At 70.4% G+C, this 21,125-nt stretch carries 21 protein-coding genes; 4 read left to right on the forward strand and 17 right to left on the reverse strand.

What is annotated here, in order from left to right:
• Positions 1-3 precede the first annotated feature (3 nt).
• From AB0N02_RS08750 to AB0N02_RS08765, 4 genes are read right to left on the reverse strand one after another with little or no spacing between them, the layout of a single operon-like run.
• Complete coding sequence (locus AB0N02_RS08750; protein ID WP_363944084.1) at positions 4-1,092, reverse strand: iron ABC transporter permease; 1,089 nt, start codon at positions 1,090-1,092, stop codon at positions 4-6.
• On the reverse strand, positions 1,089-2,222 hold the full coding sequence (locus AB0N02_RS08755; protein ID WP_363944086.1) for an ABC transporter substrate-binding protein: 1,134 nt from the start codon (positions 2,220-2,222) through the stop codon (positions 1,089-1,091). The genes AB0N02_RS08750 and AB0N02_RS08755 overlap by 4 nt, the downstream gene beginning before the upstream one ends.
• A complete protein-coding gene (locus tag AB0N02_RS08760) occupies positions 2,222-3,505 on the reverse strand; it encodes an MFS transporter (protein WP_363944088.1) in 1,284 nt (427 codons plus the stop codon). Before AB0N02_RS08760 ends, AB0N02_RS08755 begins: the two co-directional genes overlap by 1 nt.
• Complete coding sequence (locus tag AB0N02_RS08765) at positions 3,502-4,698, reverse strand: SagB/ThcOx family dehydrogenase (protein ID WP_363944089.1); 1,197 nt, start codon at positions 4,696-4,698, stop codon at positions 3,502-3,504. Before AB0N02_RS08765 ends, AB0N02_RS08760 begins: the two co-directional genes overlap by 4 nt.
• 279 nt (positions 4,699-4,977) lie before the next feature.
• Between AB0N02_RS08765 and AB0N02_RS08770 the strand changes: the two genes are divergently transcribed.
• The 4 genes from AB0N02_RS08770 to AB0N02_RS08785 all read left to right on the forward strand — a co-directional run bounded on the left by AB0N02_RS08770 (position 4,978) and on the right by AB0N02_RS08785 (position 7,356).
• Complete coding sequence (locus tag AB0N02_RS08770) at positions 4,978-5,151, forward strand: hypothetical protein (protein ID WP_363944091.1); 174 nt, start codon at positions 4,978-4,980, stop codon at positions 5,149-5,151.
• 13 nt (positions 5,152-5,164) lie between these two features.
• Entirely contained in the window at positions 5,165-5,728 is a 564-nt protein-coding gene (locus AB0N02_RS08775; protein ID WP_363944093.1) for an MFS transporter, read from the forward strand.
• 130 nt (positions 5,729-5,858) lie between these two features.
• Positions 5,859-6,479, forward strand: coding sequence for a copper resistance CopC family protein (locus AB0N02_RS08780; protein ID WP_363944095.1), 621 nt, complete (start codon positions 5,859-5,861; stop codon positions 6,477-6,479).
• Positions 6,480-6,753: 274 nt separating this feature from the next.
• On the forward strand, positions 6,754-7,356 hold the full coding sequence (locus AB0N02_RS08785) for a sigma-70 family RNA polymerase sigma factor (RefSeq protein ID WP_363944097.1): 603 nt from the start codon (positions 6,754-6,756) through the stop codon (positions 7,354-7,356).
• A gap of 373 nt (positions 7,357-7,729) precedes the next feature.
• On the opposite strand, the gene AB0N02_RS08790 is transcribed toward AB0N02_RS08785, so the two are convergent.
• The 13 genes from AB0N02_RS08790 to AB0N02_RS08850 form a co-directional block, all read right to left on the reverse strand.
• On the reverse strand, positions 7,730-8,902 hold the full coding sequence (locus tag AB0N02_RS08790; protein WP_363944098.1) for an XdhC/CoxI family protein: 1,173 nt from the start codon (positions 8,900-8,902) through the stop codon (positions 7,730-7,732).
• Positions 8,903-8,976: 74 nt separating this feature from the next.
• Positions 8,977-9,705, reverse strand: coding sequence for an isochorismatase family protein (locus AB0N02_RS08795; protein WP_363944099.1), 729 nt, complete (start codon positions 9,703-9,705; stop codon positions 8,977-8,979).
• Between the two features lie 90 nt (positions 9,706-9,795).
• On the reverse strand, positions 9,796-10,419 hold the full coding sequence (locus tag AB0N02_RS08800; RefSeq protein WP_363944101.1) for a response regulator transcription factor: 624 nt from the start codon (positions 10,417-10,419) through the stop codon (positions 9,796-9,798).
• Between the two features lie 19 nt (positions 10,420-10,438).
• Positions 10,439-11,917: a GAF domain-containing sensor histidine kinase gene (locus AB0N02_RS08805; RefSeq protein ID WP_363944102.1), complete on the reverse strand. Its 1,479-nt coding sequence runs from the start codon at positions 11,915-11,917 to the stop codon at positions 10,439-10,441.
• A 64-nt stretch (positions 11,918-11,981) separates the two neighbouring features.
• Positions 11,982-13,190: a peptidase dimerization domain-containing protein gene (locus AB0N02_RS08810; RefSeq protein WP_363944104.1), complete on the reverse strand. Its 1,209-nt coding sequence runs from the start codon at positions 13,188-13,190 to the stop codon at positions 11,982-11,984.
• Positions 13,191-13,233: 43 nt separating this feature from the next.
• Entirely contained in the window at positions 13,234-14,067 is an 834-nt protein-coding gene (locus AB0N02_RS08815; RefSeq protein ID WP_363944106.1) for a hypothetical protein, read from the reverse strand.
• Complete coding sequence (locus tag AB0N02_RS08820; RefSeq protein WP_363944107.1) at positions 14,064-14,375, reverse strand: hypothetical protein; 312 nt, start codon at positions 14,373-14,375, stop codon at positions 14,064-14,066. Before AB0N02_RS08820 ends, AB0N02_RS08815 begins: the two co-directional genes overlap by 4 nt.
• Positions 14,375-15,208 (reverse strand): ABC transporter permease, encoded by an 834-nt coding sequence (locus tag AB0N02_RS08825; RefSeq protein WP_363944109.1) that lies wholly within the window; start codon positions 15,206-15,208, stop codon positions 14,375-14,377. Before AB0N02_RS08825 ends, AB0N02_RS08820 begins: the two co-directional genes overlap by 1 nt.
• On the reverse strand, positions 15,198-16,028 hold the full coding sequence (locus tag AB0N02_RS08830) for an ABC transporter ATP-binding protein (RefSeq protein WP_363944111.1): 831 nt from the start codon (positions 16,026-16,028) through the stop codon (positions 15,198-15,200). Before AB0N02_RS08830 ends, AB0N02_RS08825 begins: the two co-directional genes overlap by 11 nt.
• Positions 16,029-16,035: 7 nt before the next feature.
• Positions 16,036-16,635 carry a thiamine pyrophosphate-dependent enzyme gene (locus tag AB0N02_RS08835; protein ID WP_363944113.1) on the reverse strand — a complete coding sequence of 200 codons (600 nt, stop codon included), beginning with the start codon at positions 16,633-16,635 and terminating at the stop codon, positions 16,036-16,038.
• The gene (locus AB0N02_RS08840) at positions 16,632-17,186 is read right to left on the reverse strand and encodes a thiamine pyrophosphate-binding protein (RefSeq protein WP_363944115.1); all 555 of its coding nucleotides are present in this window, start codon (positions 17,184-17,186) and stop codon (positions 16,632-16,634) included. The genes AB0N02_RS08835 and AB0N02_RS08840 overlap by 4 nt, the downstream gene beginning before the upstream one ends.
• Positions 17,183-20,620, reverse strand: a complete 3,438-nt coding sequence (locus AB0N02_RS08845; RefSeq protein ID WP_363944116.1) for a molybdopterin cofactor-binding domain-containing protein — start codon at positions 20,618-20,620, stop codon at positions 17,183-17,185. Before AB0N02_RS08845 ends, AB0N02_RS08840 begins: the two co-directional genes overlap by 4 nt.
• Entirely contained in the window at positions 20,617-21,123 is a 507-nt protein-coding gene (locus AB0N02_RS08850) for a (2Fe-2S)-binding protein (RefSeq protein ID WP_363944118.1), read from the reverse strand. Before AB0N02_RS08850 ends, AB0N02_RS08845 begins: the two co-directional genes overlap by 4 nt.
• Positions 21,124-21,125 lie beyond the last annotated feature (2 nt).

A 21,125-nucleotide genomic window follows, 5' to 3' on the forward strand; every position in this document is an offset into this window, starting at 1 on the left:
TGATCACAGTCCGGTGGTGTCGCGGGCGCGGGTGTGCACGAGCCAGAGGAACAGCGGGGCGCCGATGACGCTGGTGACGATCCCGACCGGCAGTTCCTGCGGGTGCAGGGCGGTGCGGGCCGCGATGTCGACGAGGACGAGGAAGCCGGCACCGGCGAGGGCCGCCACGGGGAGCAGCCGACGGTGGTCACTGCCGACGAGCAGCCGGGCGGCGTGCGGAACGATCAGCCCGATGAAGCCGATGCCCCCGGCGAGGGCGACCATCACACCTGTGAGCAGGGCGATGAGCAGAAACAGGTGGCGGCGTAGCCGAGCGGCGGGGATGCCGAGACTGGCGGCGGTCTCGTCACCGAGCAGGAGGGTGTTGAGGGGTCTGGCCTGCGCGAGCAGGGCGACCGTCGTCGCGCCGAGGGCGGCGGCGGGCAGCCCGAGCGCGGCCCAGTTCGCCTCGGCCAGGCTGCCGAAGAGCCAGAACAGCACCGAGTGGGTGGTACCGGGGTCGTCGGCCTGCAGTACGAAGAAGCTGGTGACCCCGGACAGGGCGTAGGTGACGGCCATGCCGGAGAGGATCAGCCGCAGCGGGGCGAGAGTGCCCCCCGTGCGAGCGAGAGCGTAGACGACGGCGAACGCGCCCAGCGCGCCGAGAAAGGCGGCCACCCCGGTCGAGGCACCGCCGAGCGGGGCGACCCCGCTGACGGTGACCGCCACCGCCCCGACGGCCGCCCCGTAGGTGAGGCCCAGGACGTACGGATCGGCCAGCGGGTTGCGCACGAGTGCCTGGGTGGCGGTGCCGGAGACGGCGAGACCGGCGCCGACCAGCGCGGCGAGCAGTGCCCGGGGCAACCGCAGGTTCCACACCACGGTGTCCTGGCTGACGCTCCACGCGGTGGGATCTCCGTGACCGGTCAGGTGCCAGACGACGATGCGGGCCACGGTGCCGGCGGACACGTCGACCGTGCCGAGCAGGACCGAGGCGGCCAGGCCGGTGATGAGCACACCGGCCAGAACGGCGTAGGCCGCGCGGGTGACGCGGCGGCGAGAGGGCAGGGTGTGGGCAGACACCGTCGGCGGGCCGGGCCGCAGGGTGGTCATCCGGCGGAGGACAGCCGGCCGGCGAGTTCGACCACGGCGTCCGCGTTGCGGACCCCGCCGACCGACGCGGACTCGTAGACCAGCCGGGCGAACCGCTTGCCGGTGACCGCCCGTACCCCGCGCAGCGCCGGGCTGGTGACCAGGAACTTCTCGGCTTCGGCGAAGTGGGCGTCGTTCGCGGCTGGGCTGCCCCGGTCGTAGACGATGACCAGGATGACCTGCGGGTCGCGGGCGACCACCTCCTCCCAGCCGACCTTGGTGTACGCCTCGTCCCGGTCGCCGAAGACGTTACGGCCACCGGCGGTCTCGATGACCGCGTTGACCGCCTGCCGGTTGCCGGGCGCGTAAGGGGTGGTGGTCCCCTCGTCGTACTCGAACGGGAACACGGTGGGACGCGCGGTGTCTTTGAGCCCTCCGGCCTTTGCCCGCACAGAGGCGACCTTCTGCCGCATTCCCTCGATGACCCGCTGGGCCCGGTCGGGCACCCCGAAGATCCGGCCGAGGTTCTCCACATCCCGCCACACCAGGTCGAAGCCGGTCCGCGGGGCGGTCACCGCCGACCTGCACGCGGTGGACAGGGCCAGATAGGACGGTATCCCGTCGGTGGCCAGCTCCTTCTGCGACATGGCGCCGGCGGCGTCGAAGTTGCTGCCGAATCCGCCGAGGACCAGGTCGGGTTCGACGGACAGCAGCTCCTCCCGTGGCACCGGCTTGTATCCGCTGCCCGCGGTGTACTTGCCGGACAGCGACGGGATGGCGGCGACCTGTTCGGCGAAGCGCTGCGGCAGGCTGCCCGGACGAGGCTCCTGCCCGATCGCCGCGACCCGGTCACCGAGATCGAGCCAGAGCAGCATCTCCAGCACACTCGGTGTGAGCACCACCACCCGCTTGGGCGGGGACTTGATGACCGATTCGACCCCGTTGCAGTCGGTGACGGTGATCGGAGTGAAGCCGGATGTCCCATCTGCCCGGCCCTGGCTCCGGGAGGCGTCCGCGCACCCGGCGAGCAGCACCGCCGCCACCGCCGCCACCGCCGCGACGCGGACGGTCCCGTTGTGTCCGGCACGGTCACGGGAGACGTCGGCGGTCCGGGATCGCCGACGGTCGAACCAGCGCGCCAACACGTGCATCAGGAACCTTTCTCGGATGGTTGATCGGTGTCCACCGGCGGTGACTGGGATGGCGGGACGGTTCCGGCGGTGGTGCGGGCCTCGCCGGTGTCACGGCCGGTGAGGGGTCTCGTGCCGGCGGCGGCGATGACGGCGGCCAGCACGGCGAACCCGGCGGCCGCGGCGAACACGACGGCCGCCGGCGTGTCCGCGTCGGCGAGCACGCCGGCGACGAGGTTGCCCAACGCCGATCCGGCGAAGGTGGCCGTGATGCCCCAGGCGAAGGCCTCGGTCAGGGTTCCCTCGGGCGCGCATCGGCCGATGAGCTCGAAGTTGCAGATGACCAGCGGGGCGAGAAGGAAACCGGCGGGCACCGACAGCGCCACCAGCACCGGCAGGTCCGGGGCCGCCGCGAGCAGCCCGACGCCGCAGGCGTAGCCGGCAAGGATCACCCGAATCCGCGCGGCGGCGTCGGAACGCCACGACCGCGCGCCGTAGACCAGCCCGCCGAGCAGGCTTCCCGCGCCGAAGGCCGCCAGTGCCGGCCCGCCCGCGGCCGGATCGGACGTCCTGCCGGCGAACTCCACGAAACCGAGCCGCAGTACCCCCAGCAGTGCCCCGGTGAGCACGGAGACGGCCAGCAGAACGACGATGCCCGGTGACCGCAGGGGTCCGGCCAGGCTGCCTCCGCGACGAGCCGGGGTCCAGGACCGCGACGGCGGCAACGCACTGAACCACAGCGTGCCGCCGAGCAGTACCACCGCGCAGCCGCCCACCGCCCAGCCCGGCCCGGCCGCCGCGCTGACGGCGGTGACCAGCAGCGGCCCGACGATCAATGCGACGTCGAGCACCATGGCGTCCACCGCCAGCGCGGTACGCCGGATCCCGTCGTCGGCGATCACCTTCGACCACAGTGCCCGCGCCGCGGCGGCCACCGGCGGCAGGGAGAGTCCCACCGCGGCGGCCCATCCGGCGAGGGCTCCGGGCGTCGGCCGCAGGTGGGCCGTCACCAGCAGGCCGGTGAACGCGGCACCGTTGACGCCGGCCGCGACCGTCAACGGCCAGGTCTGCCCGAACCGGTCGACGAGCCGGCCGTGCACCGGCACCCCGGCGGCGTAGGCGACGCCGCTCGCGGCGGTCACCACGCCCGCGGCCGTGTAGGAGCCGGTCCGCTCCACCGCCAGCAGCAGCAGCGCGAAGATGTACGCCTGTAACGGCACCCGGGCACATACGCCCACCAGCAGCAGTGACGGCACCCACCGGTGCCGCCACAACCGCCGGTACGCCGACGCCGCCTCACTCACCCGGCAGCGCCACCCGCCGGAGTGCCGGCCGGACGGGCCGCGACGAGCCGGCCCGGATCGGTGAGCCGGGCCCGGCTGATCCCTGCCGGCATCCCGGTCTCGCCCAGCACGGGCACCCCGGCGCCGAACATGTACAGGACCCCTTCCGAGAACCCGTCCACGCCGAGCGCCTCGTCGAGTTCCTCGTCCCGGAACGCCGCGCTCTGCCAGGCGCCCAGCCCGACCGCGGTCGAGGTCAGCACGAAGGTCTGCCCCAGATGCCCGGCCGACAGTAACGTCACCCGCAGTGCCCGCGAATGCCGATACTTGTACATCGTCCGTTCGAACACGACGGTCACGAAGCAGACGAACGCCGACGGCGTGCACATCTCCGACTCGTACGTCAGCCGGTGCAGCCGTGCCCGGTCGAAGCCGGCGTCGACGAGCTCCAGCGCGTGCGCCTCGGCGTTGTAGTGGTACAGCCCCGGCGGCACATCCTGGACGTCGAGCACCGCGACATAGCCCTCCAGCTCGTGCCGGGCGCCTCCGCACGGGCTGGTCCGCAGCATCAGGGTGCCCAGGTCCCCCGCGTCGTAGAGCTGCATCGGCGCGAAGGTGTAGAACAACGCCGTGGACAACTGCGCCGGGCTCACCGGCTCGCCGGTGAACACACGATGCGTCCGCCGCCGCGTCAGCACCTGTCCGAACGGATCCGCCAGCGACAGGAACGTCCGCGGCAGGTAGACACGCGGCGCGTCCGGATAGGACTTGAAGATGGCCGGTGGGGTCCCGCCGGTCTCCCGTACCCAGCGGGCGTCGGCGCGGCGTTGTTCCAGGCTGTCCCCGGTGTAGATCGTGTTGCGGGTGCCGAAGTGGAAGAAGCGGGCCTCCTCCCCCCAGTCGCGCCAGGCCTCCAGGAAGCGCTCCTCGTGCCGCGCGCCGGCCCGGTCGATCAGCAATCCGGCGTCGGCCAGCGCCAGGACCGCCTCGCGCACCGACCCGATGTCGAACTCACCGAGCTCGGCGGCCACCTTCTCGACGGTCGACCAGTCCGTGAAGTGCTCCAGCAACGTCACCGCCTGGGCATCCACGGCCGCCGCGTTGTCGGCCTCCACATCGGTGGAGCGGCTCTCCAGGTAGTTCTCGGCCGTCAGCTCCCCATCGTGCCAGTAGATCATCAGCGTCTGCGCCCGCCGGAACTCCGTCTGCGTCACGCACGTTCCCTCCGCTCGCGCCGTACAACGGCGACCTGACCCGACCGGCCGCCGCCGGCAACCCCCGGCGGCGACCGTCCTTGACTGGCCTGGACCTATCAGCCGTGGTTGTTCAGCAACCGGCTGCGGGTCTTCTTCCTGCGCACCACGATCTTGAGCGGCTTGGTCATGGACGATCCTCCTCTCCCGGAAGCGACTTGGCCGGCTTCCGGCTCTGGGTAACGGACGTTCCAGTAGTCGGCCGCCTGGGCCCGGTGGTTCCCGCCGGTCGGCGAATATTTGTCGACACATGCGGATCCCGTCCAAGCCCGCGGCCACCTGCTCGCGCGCTCGCTCCAGCGGGGTGGTGGTTTCAGGGCCGAGAACGAGGTCGCCGAACCGGGACACCCCAACCGGCGGATCCGGGGGCAGGGCATCTGCGGTCCCGTGCTTCTCGGCGAAGCGTTCGCCTGACAGGATGTCAGATGTGACCTCCGTGGCGTCGGCGTTCCGGGGGCCGCGGGCCATCGTCTTCGCGACGTTGTGCAGCGTGGTCTCCGCGGGCGGTCACGCCCTGGCCGGAGGAGGGCCGATCTCGCCGCTTCTGGGCGTCGTCGGCGCGATGATCTCCTTCTGCGTGGCTTACGCGCTCAACGGGCGCGAGCGAAGCCCGCAGACCGTGCTCGGTGCGACGGTCGCCACCCAGGTCCTGCTGCACGAGCTGTTCGGCCGGGCCGCGTCCGTCCCGGACGCCACACTCGTCGACGGCCACGCCCACCATGCCCCCGGCGCCGGTATGACCGTGATCCATCTCGTGGTGGCGCTGGGCACCGGATGGTGGTTGCATCGCGGCGAAGGCGCGCTGTGGCTGATGATCCGCCTGTACCACGGCCGGATTCCGGCGATCCGGCTGCTCCTGGCGCTCCCCGTGGAGATCGCGCTTCCCGTATGGCGGGCCGCGCCCGCCGTGGAGGATCGGCCGTATGACGGCTGCGAGGCCCTTCCGCTCTCGCGCCGTCGCGGTCCGCCGTCGTTGCGACACGCCGGCTGAGGCACCCACCGGAGGGTCCGGTGGCCTGTGTGCCCGGTGACCCGGCGTTTCTCCCTTCACGTAGAGACGTTTCCCGGTTTCCCGGTCGATGCCGAGCGCACGGCCGGCAGTCGCGCCTCTGGAGTTCACGATGGCATTCCTGCCACGATTCATCCGCCTGTCAGCGGTGACCGCGTTGTGCTGTACCGCCTTCCTTCTACTGGGCGCCCCCGCCGCCCTGGCCCATGACCGTCTGAAGAGCAGCTCGCCCGCCAAGAACGCCACGGTGGCGACCGTCGAGCGGATCAAGCTGGAATTCACCTCCGGCGTTCATTTCCCCACCGTCGTCCTGCGCAGGGCGAGCGGCGCGAGCGTCGACATCGGCAAGGCCAAGACCTCCGGCGACACGGTCACCTCCGAAGTGCCGGAGCCGCTCTCTCCGGGACGGTACGTGATCGCCTGGCGGGTGGTCTCCTCCGACGGTCACCCGATCGACGGGGAGATCCCCTTCACCGTGACCGGATCGGCGACACCGTCCGCCACGCCGGTCGCGGAGAGCACGCCTTCCCCCTCCTTCGAAGGGGCGGCTCCCGCCGCTCCGCCGGTGGCGGCACAACCCCCGTCGCCCGCTCCCGTCTCCGCCGCCGACGACCGTGACGCCCCGTCGGCCGTCCCGGTCTGGATCTGGGGCGCACTCGCCGTCCTCGTGGCGATCGGGGCCGGAGTCTGGCTTCGCACCTCCCGGCAGAACCGGTCCGACACCGAGGAGTAGTCCGCCGATCACGTCAGCGGGAACGCCGAACGCCGCACCCCGAGCCCTTTGGCGCGTCTTTCCGGAGGATTGATCCGCGAGCCGGATCGATCTCTCCGTCGCGCCTTCGGGGCGGGTCCGCGCTGCTCCGCAGCCGGCGTGCCCTCATGCCCGGCCGGAGCGCGTCCATGCCCGGGATCTTCTTCCGTGGTTCGCATGCCCCCTTTCCCGCGTCCCCGCTCGCATCTCCCGAACCGTGTATCCGTTCTGCCCTGCGCGCCGAGGAACGATCACCATGAGTTCTGTCATACGAGAACACCCTTCCTCCGAACACGACGACGTCACCGGGTTCTCCGACGAGCGCGTGACGGTGCTCGCACTGGCCGCCCGCAAAGGAGCGCCCGCGGACGTCGAGGCTTTCACCCGCGCCGTCTATCCCGACGTGTGGAGGTTCATCACCTACCTGGCCGGGGCTCACGTCGCGGAGGACCTGACACAGGAGACGTTCGTACGAGTCCTGGGGAGCCTGCCCCGCTTCGCCGGCCGGTCGTCCGCCCGGACCTGGCTGCTGGCCATCGCCCGGCGGGTCGTCGTCGATCTGCTCCGGTCGAACGCCTGCCGCCCGGTCGTCGCCGATCTGGCCGACTGGCAGTCCGCCGCCGAGGGGCACCAGCCCCGCGGCCTGCCGGGACGCGAGGACGGTGTGGCCCTGGCCGACCTTCTGGCCAGGGTGCCACGTGAACGGCGTGAGGCCTTCGTCCTCACCCAGCTGGCGGGCGTGCCGTACGCCGAGGCCGCCGCGATGATCGGATGCCCGGTCGGAACGGTGCGATCCCGGGTGGCGCGGGCCCGCAGCCAGCTGATCGCCTCTCTCGAGGCCGCCGACCGAGCCGCATAGCCGACGGCGCGTTCCGGACCGGAGGCTCTCCGGTCCGGAACCGATCCGCTGTCTCGGGGTCTCGGTAGCCCCGCCGGGTGGGGGATTCCCAAGAGCATATCTATCGCTACTGCGGGTATTTCGCAGCAGAGTTACCTTGGCAGGGTAGGCGCTCACCTTCGTTGGAGCGGCCATGAACTCATCCGCCGCCGCCTCGACCCCTTCACGTAGACGCCCCCTGTCCGGCGGGGAGTGGACCCGCATCGCCGGAATGGCCGCCGTTATCGGTGCGATCGAATTCCGGCGGACGGCGACAGCACGTCACCGGCGTTCCCGGCGGCGTGATGCGCGGGCCGGCCGTTACCGCGCCGCACCGCTCGGTCGATCGTCACTGTCAGGCACGTCCGTCCGGCTCCTCGCCGTGGATGCGTCCCGTGGTCTCGGTCAGAGGACGACCGGAGCCGCCCCACCTGAGCTGGACAAGCTCGGCGGCGATCGACAACGCCGTCTCCTCCGGCGTACGCGCGCCGAGGTCGAGCCCTATCGGCGAGCGCAGCCGAGCCAGCTCCGCCTCCGTGACGCCCGCCTCGCGCAGTCGCCTGAGACGGTCCTCGTGAGTATGGCGCGACCCCATCGCGCCCACGTACGCCGCGGGAGTACGCAGCGCCACCTCCAGTAACGGGACGTCGAACCTGGGGTCGTGGGTGAGCACGCAGATCGCGGTCCGCTCGTCGACCACGGTCGTGGAGAGGTAGTCGTGCGGCCACCGCACCACGACCTCGTCGGCCTCGGGGAACCGCCTGCGCGTGGCGAAGACCGGGCGGGCGTCGCAGACCACCACGTGGTAGCCGAGGAACTTACCGATCCTTGAGACGGCTACGGCGAAGTCGATGGCCCCGAACACCAGCATGCGCGGGGCCGGCGCGAACGACTGGACGAAGATCTGCAGGTCTTCCAGCCGCCGCTCGCCCTCCGCCCCATAGCGGCGGACACCGGTGACTCCCTGCGCGAGCATGCCGCGGGCGTCGTCGTCCACCGCGTCGTCGAGGCGTGAGGAGCCGAGCGTCCCTGATGCGGGGCCGGCTCGGACGACGCGCCGCGAGCCGATCGAGCCCGAGCCGATCGAGCCCGAGCCGATCGAGCCCGAGCCGATCGAGCCCGAGCCGATCGAGCCCGAGCCGGAGATGATCGTCGCGACCGCCACCGGTTCGCGCCGCTCGATGGAGGCGGCGACCTCCCCCAACTCGGGATACTCCTCGCGTGAGACGGGCTCGACGAAGACGTCGATGACACCGCCGCAGGTCAGGCCGACGGAGAACGCGTCGTCATCGCTGACGCCGTATCGCTGGAGCACGGGCCCGCCGCCGGCGACGACCCGCTGGGCCAGGTCGTACACCGCTCCCTCGACGCAGCCGCCTGAGACGCTGCCGGCGACCTCCTCGCCGAAGACGGCCATGGACGCGCCAGGTGGCCGGGGCGCGCTGCGGAACGTGCCGACCACCGTGGCGAGGCCGAACCGTTCACCCGCCTCCCACCACCGCACGATCTGGGACAACACCTCATGCATCTGACTTCCCTCACCCGGTCCGGATCGCGTCGCCGTCGGCCCGTACCGCGTGGCAGCGGGCGCACCGCGTCGGCTCAGGCGCCGCGCGCCTGGGGGGCCGGCGCGATCCGGTCGTCCTCCCTCACCGGCAGCGACCGCATGTACGCGCCCGCCTCGTCCGCGGAGATCACGTCGCAGTACTTCTGACTCAGATCGAACAAGGTCACCTCGTGCGACGACTCGAATCGATCGAAGACACCCTCTTCGACGATCGCGACATGGAAGTTGTAGGAGAAGGCGTCGAGTACGGTCGCCCGTACGCACCCGCTCGTCGTCGCGCCCACCACCAGTAGCGTGTCCGTGCCGAAGTAGGTCAGGTACGACATGAGATGTGTTCCGAAGAACGCGCTTGGCTTGGACTTCTCGATGACGATCTCGCCCGCTTCCGGCTTGATCTGACCCATGATCTCGTTGCCCTGGCGCTGCTTCTCCTCATCGTGAAGCAAGGCCGCGATTCGTGCGTTCTTGGTCAACCATCGGCCGGGGTACACGCCGAACGGCTGGTACTCGGTTCCGCGGGAGTACAGGACCGGGATGTTCCGGGCGCGCGCCGCTTCGAGCAGACGCGCGATGTGCGGCAGCGCACGCCACGCCGTGCGGCCACAGCTGTTACGCCACCGCCGGATCGAGTCCAGGACGTCCTCGTCGCGATCACCACAGAAGTTCGTCGTCACGTCGACGACCAGAACCGCCGGCCGAGTGCCCAGACCACCCCGCTGCCCGTAGCCGCTGGCGTCCCGCACTTGCCGGTCGTGAGGCGTCAAGAACCGATCGTGTGTCATATGACAAGAAACCCACATACGACAGGTGCCCCACAACCGGCCATCCCAGGCCACGGAACGGCATCTGTCATCTCACACGACATCTGTCCCCAGGCCGTTGCGGCGGGCCCACAGCGCCGCCTGCGTCCGCGACGTGGCGTCGATCTTCGCCAAGATCCTGCTCACATGGGTGCGCGCGGTGCGTTCGCTGATGTGCAGCCGCTCGGCGATCGCGCGGTTGGACAACCCGTCGGCGACCAGGGCGAGCACCTCGCGCTCCCTGTCCGTCAGCGATCCGAGGCCCTGCCCGGTGGCGGCGTCGGACAGCGAACCGGCCACGAGGGGGTCGATGTAGGTGCGGCGTTGCCGGGCCCCGCGGACGGCCGCGACCAACTGCTCCAACTCGGCGTTCTTCAGCAGGTAGCCGGTCGCACCTGCCTTCATCGCGGCGAGAACGCGTTCGGCCTCGCTGAACGTGGTGATCACGATGACGGCCAGCCCGAAACGGGTGGTGATCTCCTTCGTCGCCGCGACGCCGTCCAACCCCGGCATCACCAGGTCCATCAGGACCACGTCCGGCAGTCGTCCCCGCTCGGCGAGGTCCTGAAGGGCGTCGATGGCGCCACGCCCGTCGGCCGCCTCGCCGACCACCTGAATGTCGGCGACCTCGTCGAAGAAGGCGGCCAGCCCTCGCCGGACCATGGCGTGGTCGTCCACAATGAAAACACTGGTCGAATCATGCGGCATGGCGGTCCAGCTTCGTAGAGAGCCGCACCACGGTTCCCCCCGTGGCGAGCGGCTCGATCGTCAGGCGGGCGCCGATCTGGCGCGCCCGTTGGCTCATTATCGGCAGGCCGAATCCGTCGATCGACTCAGCCGGCATACCGAGGCCGTTGTCCTCGATGCGGACCAGCAGCTCCGGCCCGGTCACGCCGGATACGATCGACAGGCGAATTGTGATCTCCGAGGCTCTGGCGTGCTTGACGGCGTTGTTGAGGGCCTCTTGTGCGATGCGGTAGACCTGTTCGGCCACCTCGGTGCGCATCTGGATGTCCTCGGCCGGGGCGAAGACGCGGACGGTCGCGGAAGACCTGATGTGGATGGCGTCGGCCAGCCGCCGCAGTGCGGCGATCAACCCCACCTCCGCGACGGCGCTGGCGCGGGACTCGAAGATCAGAGCGCGCATCTCCGTGAGTGCGTCGTCCACGAGTGCGCGAGAGTGCGCGATGTCGGCGCTCGCCTTCGACAGGCCGCGGCCGTCTCTCCGGTTCACGCCCAGTTCCGCCGCGCCGAGGTGCAGCGAGATGGAGTAGAGCATCTGGCAGACCGAGTCGTGCAGGTCGCTGGCGATGCGGTCTCGCTCCGTCTTGGTCGTCTCACCGTGCAGTTCGGCGAGGACCTGGGCGATGTGCAGCGCGACGGCCACCTGGTCGGTGAGGGCGATGAAAAAGGCGACGTCGTCGAACGTCGGCTGTGCGCCCTGGCGGTAGAACCCGTTGAGCGCCCCGAGCACGGTTCCCTGGTAGATCAACGGCGCGGTGACGAAGGTGTCCCAGTCGAACGAGGCCAGGAAGCTCCAGAGCGGCTCCCACGCCGGGTCGCGCATCAGGCGGTGCTTTTGATGGTGTTCGATGGCGGGGGCCTGGCACTTGATCGCGAAGCTCGCGTGCAGGACTGCGCCGCGCCGCTGGCACTCCGCCAGCCGGTCGGCGTAGTCCTCCGGGATCTGCGGCATGCCGGCGTGTCCGGCGAGCCATCGGGACCCGTCGTGCGGATCCAGCAGGACCACCTGGCACGCGGAGATCCTGGAGGATCGGACCACGTCGTGGGCGATCGAGCTGAACGTATCGGTCAACGAGCCGGAGTACGGAACCAGGCCGATACCCGTCGTGAACGCGGCCAGTCGCCGTTCCCGCTGCCGTTCACTCGTGATGTCCCGGAACAGGATGACCGTGCCCAGTTCGTCGCTCTCTCCGATGCCCTGCTCCAGCACGGCCAACTCGAGCGAGTTGGAGACCACCGTCGTCTCAGGTCCTCCGATCGGCGACGCCGGAAGCGTCCACGGCCGCCCGACGATGTTCTCCCGGCTCACCCGCAAGATCGTCGCCGCGTCGTCGTTCGCCCAGACGCAGACGCGGTCGGTGTCGACGACGACGATCCCGGCGCCGCGCATCCGGCCGAGCGCTGTGACGACGGCGTCGGCGGCAGGAGGCATCCCGCGACCGCCGGCGTGCTGCGCGGCGCGGCCGGTGGCCGGACGGTTCGAATCAGACTTCGGATCAGACAAGGAGCCGCGCTCCCGTCCCCACCAGGACCTCGACGAGCCGCAGGCAGTCGCGCACGTCGACCTCGTTGAGCGGGACCGGATCGTCCCCGGCCCAGGCGCGCTCGGTGGCCACGCGCCTGGGCATGCCGATTCGGGCTGTGGGAACACCGAGGTGGCGCAGTATCGCGGCGTCTGTCACCCCGCTTGCGGGAGGCCGGGCGGCTTCGTCAGCCATGACGCCACCCGCCGCCACCCAGGCCGCCCGTGTCGCTTCGGCGACGGTGCTGCCACTGTCCGTTGTCCCGCCCGGCAGGTACACCGTCACGGTGAGATCCATCTTCTCCCGGGGTGTTCCCGCCGCCGCCAGCGCCTCGGTCAGCGAGTCCACCGCCGCCTGCGGCGTGTGGCCGGGCGGCAGTCGCAGGTCGATCGTCGCCTCCGCGAAATCCGGCACGAACGCGGCCTGCCTGCTTTCTCCGGCGGTCACCGCGCTTACGGCGCCCTGCGGGAAGAGCTCCGCACTGCGGTGTTCCTCGGCGAAGGCGACCAGCCACGCCTCGATCACCGGTATGGCCGCGGCCAGCGTGACGATCGGGTTGTCGTAGGGCGCCAGGTGTTTGGTGCCGACGTAGCTCGCCCGGCCCTGGACTCGCAGGCGCAGCCAGCACAGTCCGGCCTCCGCGGTGGAGACCGACCATCCGGGCTTCGCGACAACGGCTCCGTCGGGTTTGCAGTAGTGCGTGATCAGTTCCCGGACGCCCGTGCCGTGCCCGGGACCGTCGCCGTCGCCGTACGGCATGCCCCCGCTGCCGAGTCCGACCCAGAGATCACCGGTCAGGTCGGTGGCGGCGCGCCCGAAGGCGGCGCCCGCGGTCGCCACCGCCGCGGCGAAGGCCTTGGGGTTCTCCGCGCCGAGCCCGGCCAGCCGGGTCGCCGATCGCCGCGCGGAAGGGAGCAGATTGGGCCCGTCCCCGAAGCGTCGGCGATCTTCGGCGGTGCGGACGTGCGTGTCGATCGGCGCGTAGAGCAGCAGCGAGTATCCCGCTTTGCTCTCACGTCCGCGGCCCAGCCCCAGCACGCTCGCCGCCGGGGTGGTGCGGACGGTCAGGCCCGCGCCGGCGAGGTAGCCCGCCAGGAACCTCGCCAGCTCGTGCTCCTCCCCGGTAGGGCTGTCGATGTCGATCATCTCCGCCAGCAGCCGGCCGAGCTCTTCCGCCGACACGAACGACATGATGTGCCGGGCGAGCTCCTCGGCGCCCGACGGACTAGTCGTGCAACCCTGGAACATCCACCACCGCCATACCTGTCAGCCACTCGGTGACCGGCTCGTACGCGAGCACTTCGGCCGGACGGCCGTCGGCGCAGGCGAGGGCCGCGACCCAGTTGCGGAGTTCGTGCGCTCCGTTGCCGCCCGTGGCGAGCACCTCGTGGTCGTCCCACGCCAGCGCTTCGGCGATCCTGCCGCCGGAGCAGAGCTCCAGAACCCGCCGATCCCACGTGGTGTTGATCTCACCCTGGCGTGACATCGCGACCCAGTGCGACAGACCTCCGCTTCCCACCACGGCGATCCGCGCACCGGTATGGGAGATCGCCTCCAGCAGCCGACGCCCGAAGTGCCAGCATCCCTCCAGTGACGGCAGCGGGGGCGCGACGCAGTTCTGGTAGACGGGTATGACCGGCAGGTCCGGGGGCAGTTCGAGCAGGCTCAGCGGCACGAGCATCGAGTGATCCAGCGCGAGCTCCGCTCCCCGGGACACCGGGAGTCCTGAGCCGAGCAGATGCGTGACGAGTTCGAGGGCGATGTCGGCGCCACCCCGCTGGGTGCGGGCCGGTGCCAGCGCCCGTTCCGCCTCGATCGGGCCGCTGTGCCGCGCGCCCGTGCCGATGCAGACGGCCGGGATGTTGGCCGGACCGAAGTTGTTGGCATGGTCGGTCGCGATCATCACGACGGCGTCGGGTGCGGCCGCGCGAAGCCGCCTGCCCGCCTCGGCCGCGCCGGCAAAGAACCGCTCGGCCTGGTCGGCAGGCGCCTTGTCGCGGTGGGTGTTCACGAACGCGGTGTGCGACAGCGCCTGAACGGCGACGACGGATCCACTCATCGTGAACCTCCGGTTCCAGCGTGGGGCAGAGCCGCGTCCGCCTCTTCGGCCTCGGCCAGCTTGCGTGCGAGCTCGTCCGGTGAGATGCCGTGGAGGCGGGCCACGACGAGGATCAGGTTGGGTATCACGCCCGCCCGAGCGAGCCAGGAGAAATCGGGCTCGCGCACGGCTCGCTGCTGCTCGGCGGTACAGCCGTGCTCCGCGCAGAGATCCACGCCGGGATCTGTGACACGCGCGGCGAACCGCACGTCGTGCTTGGCGCGATAGAGCACCGCGTTCACGGCGTCCACGCTGTTCGGGGCGGACATCAACTCGCCCCCCAGAAAACCACTCGCCGCTGGAACAGCCGGACCGCGCCGTACAGAATCAGCGAGATGGCACTGATCATCAAGATCACCGCGTACGCCTCGGGTACGGCCATCTGGTTGAGGTAGGTCGTCAACCGCAGGCCCAGCCCCTGCTGGGCGGAGATGAACTCCGCGACCACCGCGCCGATCGGGGCCAGGGTGGCCGCCGTGAGCAGACCGGCGGAGACCGCGGGCAGCGCGCTCGGCACCGCGAGGCGGATGAACACCTGTGTCCGCCCGGCCGGCAGGGAACGCAGGAGTTCGATCGCGTCCGGGTCCATGGACGCCAGCCCGAGCATGGTGTTGACGAGCACCGGGAAGAAGACCATCGTGGCGGCGGTGACGACCTTGGGCTCGATGCCGAAGCCGAGCCATGCCACGAACAGCGGGGCGAGAACCACCTTCGGCATGACCTGCAGCACGATGATGTAGGGATTGACCAGGCGCCGCACGAGTGCGGCGTAGTGCATCGCCGCGCCGAGGACGACGCCGGTGAACGCGCCCGCCACGAAGCCGCCGATCGTCTCCTGGGCGGTCGCGAAGACGTCGTCCCAGATGCCTGGCGACTGCACGACGTCGAAGATCGCATTCCAGACTTCGATCGGCCGCGGCAGGAAGGTCGGGTCGACGATCTTGAACTGCGACACGAGCGTCCACAGGCCCACGACGACGGCGAAGGTGGCGACATGGCCGAACACCCGCACCACGCGCGTCCACGCGCCGCGTCCGTACGGCCTTCGGCCCTTGTCCGCGTCCGGCGACGCCGTGGCGACCTCGGTAAGGCTAGCGCTCATCGCTACTGTGCTCCTCCAGTGCGGTACGTACTCGGACGGCCAGTTCGCTGAACGCGCGCGTGGTACGGATGCTGTGCACCCGGGGCCTGGGCAGGTCGATCTCGATACGCTCGACGATGCGTCCGGGGCGGGCCGCCATGACGATGACCTCGTCCGAGAGGAACACCGCCTCCGACAGGCTGTGCGTAACGATCACCAGCGTCTTGTGGTTCTGCTCCCACAGGGATATGAGCACGTCCTGGAGCCGTTCACGGGTCATCTCGTCCACGGCTCCGAACGGCTCGTCCAGGAGCAGTACGTCAGGCTCGGAGACGAGCAGCCGGCACAGCGAGGCCCGTTGCTGCATCCCACCCGACAGCTGCCGGGGATAGGCGTCCTCGAAACCCGACAGTCCCACCTGCCGAAGCAGCTGCCGCGCCTTCTCCCTGCCGGCCTTCTTGTCGAGGCCGAGGACGTCGACCGGCAACATCACGTTCTCGAGTACGGTCCGCCACGGCAGGAGCGTCGCTCGCTGCAGCATCAGCCCCGTGGATCGCTGCGGCGCGCGCACCGCCTCCTCACCGATGAGCACTTCACCGCCGGTCGGCGGGTGCAGGCCCGCGATCGCCCTCAGCAGGGTGGACTTGCCGCACCCTGAAGGCCCGATCAGCGAAACGAGCCTGCCTTCCTCGATCGTGCCGTTGACGTCGTCCAGCACGAGGAGTTCCGATCGGCCGCGACCGAAGGACTTGGACAGGTGGTTGAAGGTGATGGAGCCGGCCGCGGGCTGGGCCTGCGTCGGCCTGGAGGTCGAGTCCGCCCCGGTCGATGGTCTGATCATGGTCACGTCACACCGCCCAGATCGGGGCCACGGCCCCTGTCTCGACAAGGTACTGGCGGAATCGGAGCGAGCTCTCCACGATGTCGAACGGCATCGCCCGGTAGTTGCCGCCCGTCAGGGGGTCGGGCTCACGCAGATCGGCGACGATCAACGACGCTCCGTCGGCGGTCGCCGCCGATTCCATCGCCTTGTCGAACTCGGCCGGCGTGGTCGCCGTGACGCAGTTCGCGATCCCGGAGGCGCGGCCGACCGCGGCCAGGTCGCAGCCTGTCGCGGTGGCGGTGGGTATCGACCCCGTGGACACATAGGCGTGGTTGTCGAGGACGACGATGGTCAGGTTCGCCGGGTTGTAGCGCCCCACCGTGGTGAGACCGCTCAGCCCCATGAGCAGGGAGCCGTCGCCGTCCACGGCGAAGACCTGGGCCGAGGGCAGCGCGAGCGCCAGTCCGAGTCCGATCGGCACCGGATAGCTCATGTCCATCTGGTAGAGCGTCGCCGGTCGATGATCGATCTCGTACAGCATGCGGCCGCTCACCCCGGGCCCCACGACGGTCGGCGCGTCACCCCGGAATCTGGCGAACGACTCGAGGACTTCCCGCCGATTCATTCTTCCTCCTGCTGAACGTGCAACGAGTGGCGAGGGAATACCAGTGCCACCGGCCGGCGGTCCCCCTGGACGGTCATCTGCGCCTCTCGCACGAACATCGGAATGTCTCGCGGGTCGATGACCGGGACGATGGGGATCTGCAGCGCGGCAAGGACCGGCTCGGTCACCAGACGCGTCGCCGCGTGGTAGTCATGGCGCTCGCCGAGAGCGCGGAGATGGCTTGCCAGGATCAGCATCGGCGTGCGCTGTGCGATCGCCCGGGCCAGCGCGAGCGCGCTCAGCCCGATACCCGATCCCTCCATCATCACGCACGGCCAGGCCCCGCCGAGGAAGGCGCCCATCGCCGCGGCGACGGCTTCGTCCTCCCGGGCACAGCTGATGCTGATCACCTCCGGGTCGGCTTCGAACCGCCTCACCAGGGGGTAGTTGAGTGTGTCGGGAACCGACGCGGCGAAGCCGATCCCCGCTCGGCGAAGCGCCGAGTACAGCACCTCGACGACGGCCTCGTCATGCTCGTAGCGGGCTCTGCCGCCGCTGACCGGCGCCGTCACGGCTTGACCTGCCGGGTACCGGCCTTCGACATCATGATCGCTCCATCCTTACTGTCGGACCAACGGCTCCGGCAGGCCTCCAGAGCCGACCTCACCAGGCCCGTGGTCGCATCGACCTTCCAAACGTTGCCGCGCAGCGGGTGCGCGCGACGCTCCCATTCCTGACACGCCTCGCTGCCGGCCGCTTCGTCCAGACGCGTCCCGACGAGACCTCGCTCGACCTCCTCGAGCCGGATCGGCGTGGGCGCGACACCGCCCGCCGCTATCCGGACATCCCTGATCCGCCCGGTCCGGTCGACATCGACCGACGCGCACACCGCGGCCATCGCGAAGTCGCCATGCCACAGATCGAGTTTGCGGAACGCCGTGGTGCGGCTCAGTGCGGCGTTCTCGACGTGGACACCCGTGACGAACTCGCCGGTGCGCAGGCTCGTCTCGCCCGGCCCCCGGTAGAACTCCCGCACGGGCACGTGTCGCTCGTCGGTTCCGCGGCGGCACGCGATCAGCGCGTCGAGGGCCAGCAAGGTGGTCGCCAGGTCCGACGGCGTGACGGCCTGGCATCGGTGCCCGTCCATGCACGCGTGGAAGAACCGATGGTCGCCTTCGAGGGCGTAGCACGGGCAGGCCGCGCCGCCGCGCTTGTAGCAGTCGAACCCGTTGCGGAAGAACCAGCAACGCTTCTCCTGGCAGAGGTTCCCGGCGACGGTCGCCACCTGCCGGATCTGCGGCGTCGCGATGCTGTCGATCGTTTCGGCCAGGGCCTGCCAGCCATGCGACTCGGCCGCGGACGAGAGCTCCGCGAGCGTGACCGCCGCCCCGATGGCGAGCCCGTCGGGGCGCACCTCCATGCGTCGCAGGTCGGTCACATCACACAGATCGATCACGTCGCTGACGGCCGTCACCCCTTGCGAGCGAGCGGGCAGCAGATCGGTGCCGCCGCCGATCGGATGTCTTGTGCCATCACGCAACAGCTGCGCCACCTCTGCCACTTCCGTGCGACCGGTATCCAGCCGCAGCGGCTCGGGTTGCGGCGTCCGGGCCAGCCGCGTCCCGTACCGGTGAAGCGCGGCATGCAGTCCCAGCGGGTAGGCGGCTCGCATCACGGCGATCCACCACCGTGACGGGCGCCGCCACAGAGCCGTCGACCGTCGCCGGCGGTCGGCGGTCAACCCGCCCAGCACCTTGTCGGGGGTGATCGGCAGCTCACGGACCCGGACCCCCGTCGCGTGCGCCACCGCGTTCGCGACCGCGGCCGAGGTGGGCACCAGGACGATCTCACCGATGCTCTTGGCGCCGTAGGGGGCCTTGGGGTCGGGCTCGCCGAGGGAGACCACTTCGATCCGGGGGGCGTCCGGTGCTCGCGTCAGCGCGTAGTTCAGGTAGGAGGCGTTGACGGTCCGCCCGTCCTGGAAGATCATTTCTTCGCCCAGGGCGGCTCCGATGCCCATCACCATCCCACCGATGACCTGGCCTTCGAAACCGATGGGGTTGATCGCGGTACCGGAATCGTGCACCGAGACCGCGCGCACGACGCGGACGCGGCCGGTCCGCTCGTCGACCTCGACCTCGACGGCCTGGACGGCGAAGGAGTAGGCGCCCGAGATGTTGCCCCGGCCGGTCGCGCGGTCGAGCTCCTCGACGTCGATCGTCACCTCCTCGGTGACCTCGACACGTCCGGGGAGTCCTCGGTCGCGAGCATGGGCGAGCAACTCGGCCAGGGTCAGCCTCACTCCGGCCGCGCGCACCTCGCCGTCGTCGAGATCGACCTCCTCCGGTGCCGTGCCGAACAGTTCGGCGGCGATCGCCCGCAGCTCGGCGGCGGCGGCCCGACCGGCGGCGCGTCCGGCGGACGTCGCCATGTAGGTGCCACGGCTGGAGAAGGCCCCCAGGTCCGGTGGGCACAGCTCGGTGTCCATCATGCGGACCTCGACCGCCTCGGCGGGGAGTCCCAGTTCCTCTCCGACCACCACCGCGACGACGGTCCGCTGCCCGGTTCCCGCGTCACCGGAGCCGAATCTGGCGATCACCCGGCCGTCGCCTTCGATGACCACATTCGCCGCGGTGCGATTCGCACCGGCGAAGATGTTGGCGCCCGAGACGTGCACTCCGGCCGCGATCCCGACCCCACGCCCGGTTCCGGCAAGCGCCCGCAGGGCGTCCCAGCCGATCAGCTCCCGGGCCTTCTCCAGGCACTCGACGAGTCGTGCCGACTCCAGTGCCCAGCCGGCGTGCGTCACATCGCCCGGCCGATGCGCGTTCCGGATGCGCAGATCGATGGGATCGATGTCGAGCACGGCCGCCAGCTCGTCCATCTGGGACTCGCCGGCGAAGGTCACCTGGGGATTGCCGTAGCCGCGGAACGCCCCGCCGGGCTGCTTGTTCGTGTAGAGCAGCGAGGCGTCGACGGTCACCGACAACGTGCGGTAGAGCGACGCGAAGGCCGCCGCCCCGGCGATCATCACGGCGGGCCCGTTGTGACTGTAGGCGCCGTTGTCAACGCGGGCGTCCAGACGGCGGTCGAGCAGCGTGCCGTCCGCGCGCGCGGTCGTCGTGACGGTCGTCTCGAACAGGTGCCGGGACTTGACCGCCGTGAACTCCTCCTCCCGGCTGAGCGCGAGGCGTACCGGGCGGCCACAGCGCATCGAGAGCAGCGCCGCGAGGGCCTCGTACTCGCACACCTTCGACCTGAGACCGAAGCCCCCGCCCACACCGATCTCGTGGACGATGACGTTCCGCGTGTCGAGATCGAGAACGTGCGCCAGTTCCTTGCGCACGAAGTACGGCGACTGCGTCGACAGCCAGAGCTCCATCCGGCCGTCCTGCGCCGACCAGGACGCGACGACCGCCGACGGCTCCATGCAGACATGAGCCTGCTGGCCGAACCGGTATCGCTCCTGGAGGGTGACCACGTCCTCCTGCCGGCTCGGCGTCCCGAAGACGCGCTGGAACCGGAGCGCCACGTTGCCGGTCGCGGACTCGTGGAGCAGCGGCGCACCCGGCCGCCCGGCGGCTTCGATGTCGAGGACGGGCCGCAGCCGCTTGTAGCGGACCCGGACCAGACGGGCCGCCGCGTGCGCCTGCTCCTCGGTGTCCGCGGCGACGACGGCCACCTCCTGGCCGATGTACCGGACCACCTTCTCGGCGAGAACCGGCCGATCGGACAGCGGGCCGCCGCTGTGGATGTACTGGTTGACGGGAACGTCGGCATGGGTGATGATCGCTCGCACCCCCGGGAGGGCGGCGGCCCGACGCGTGTCGATACCGATGATCTCGGCGTGCGGGACGGAGCCACGGACGACGGCCGCGTGCAGCGCGTCGTCGGGGGCCAGATCCGTGGTGTAGACCAACGCTCCGCTGGTCTTCTCGTCCCACTCCTGGTCCCAGACCCGGCGGCCGATTCGCGATGTCGACCGGTCGCTGTGAACGGTGGTCACTGCGCACCCGCCTCGAAGCCGTCATCCTGGGTGCTCTGGCTTCGCACCGCCTGGATAGCGTCGATGATCTGCTGGTAGCCGGTGCAACGGCAGATGTTGCCGGCGAGTTCGTGGCGCAGCGCCGCCTCGTCACGAGGTGTCCCGTCGCGAAGCAGCGCCGTGGCGGTCACGATCATGCCCGGCGTGCAGAATCCGCATTGGAACGCCCCGTGCTGTGCGAACGCCCGGCGCAGCCGTACGGACTGATCGGCCAGCCCTTCGGCGGTTTCGACCTGACCACGGACCCTCGCGGTCAGGGTCAGGCACGACACGACGGGCCGGCTGTTCACCAGGACGGTGCAGGCGCCGCACTCGCCCCGATTGCATCCGCGTTTGACGCTGCGCAGGCCGAGCCGGTCGCGCAGGGTGTCGAGGAGACGTTCGTCACCGGGAATGTCACGTCGATCGATGACCTGGTCCGCGTTCACCCTGACGAGCGCGGACCGGTCGGTTTCACGGAGCACGG

The organism is Streptosporangium sp. NPDC051022 (assembly GCF_040683035.1).
Lineage (GTDB): Bacteria > Actinomycetota > Actinomycetes > Streptosporangiales > Streptosporangiaceae > Streptosporangium.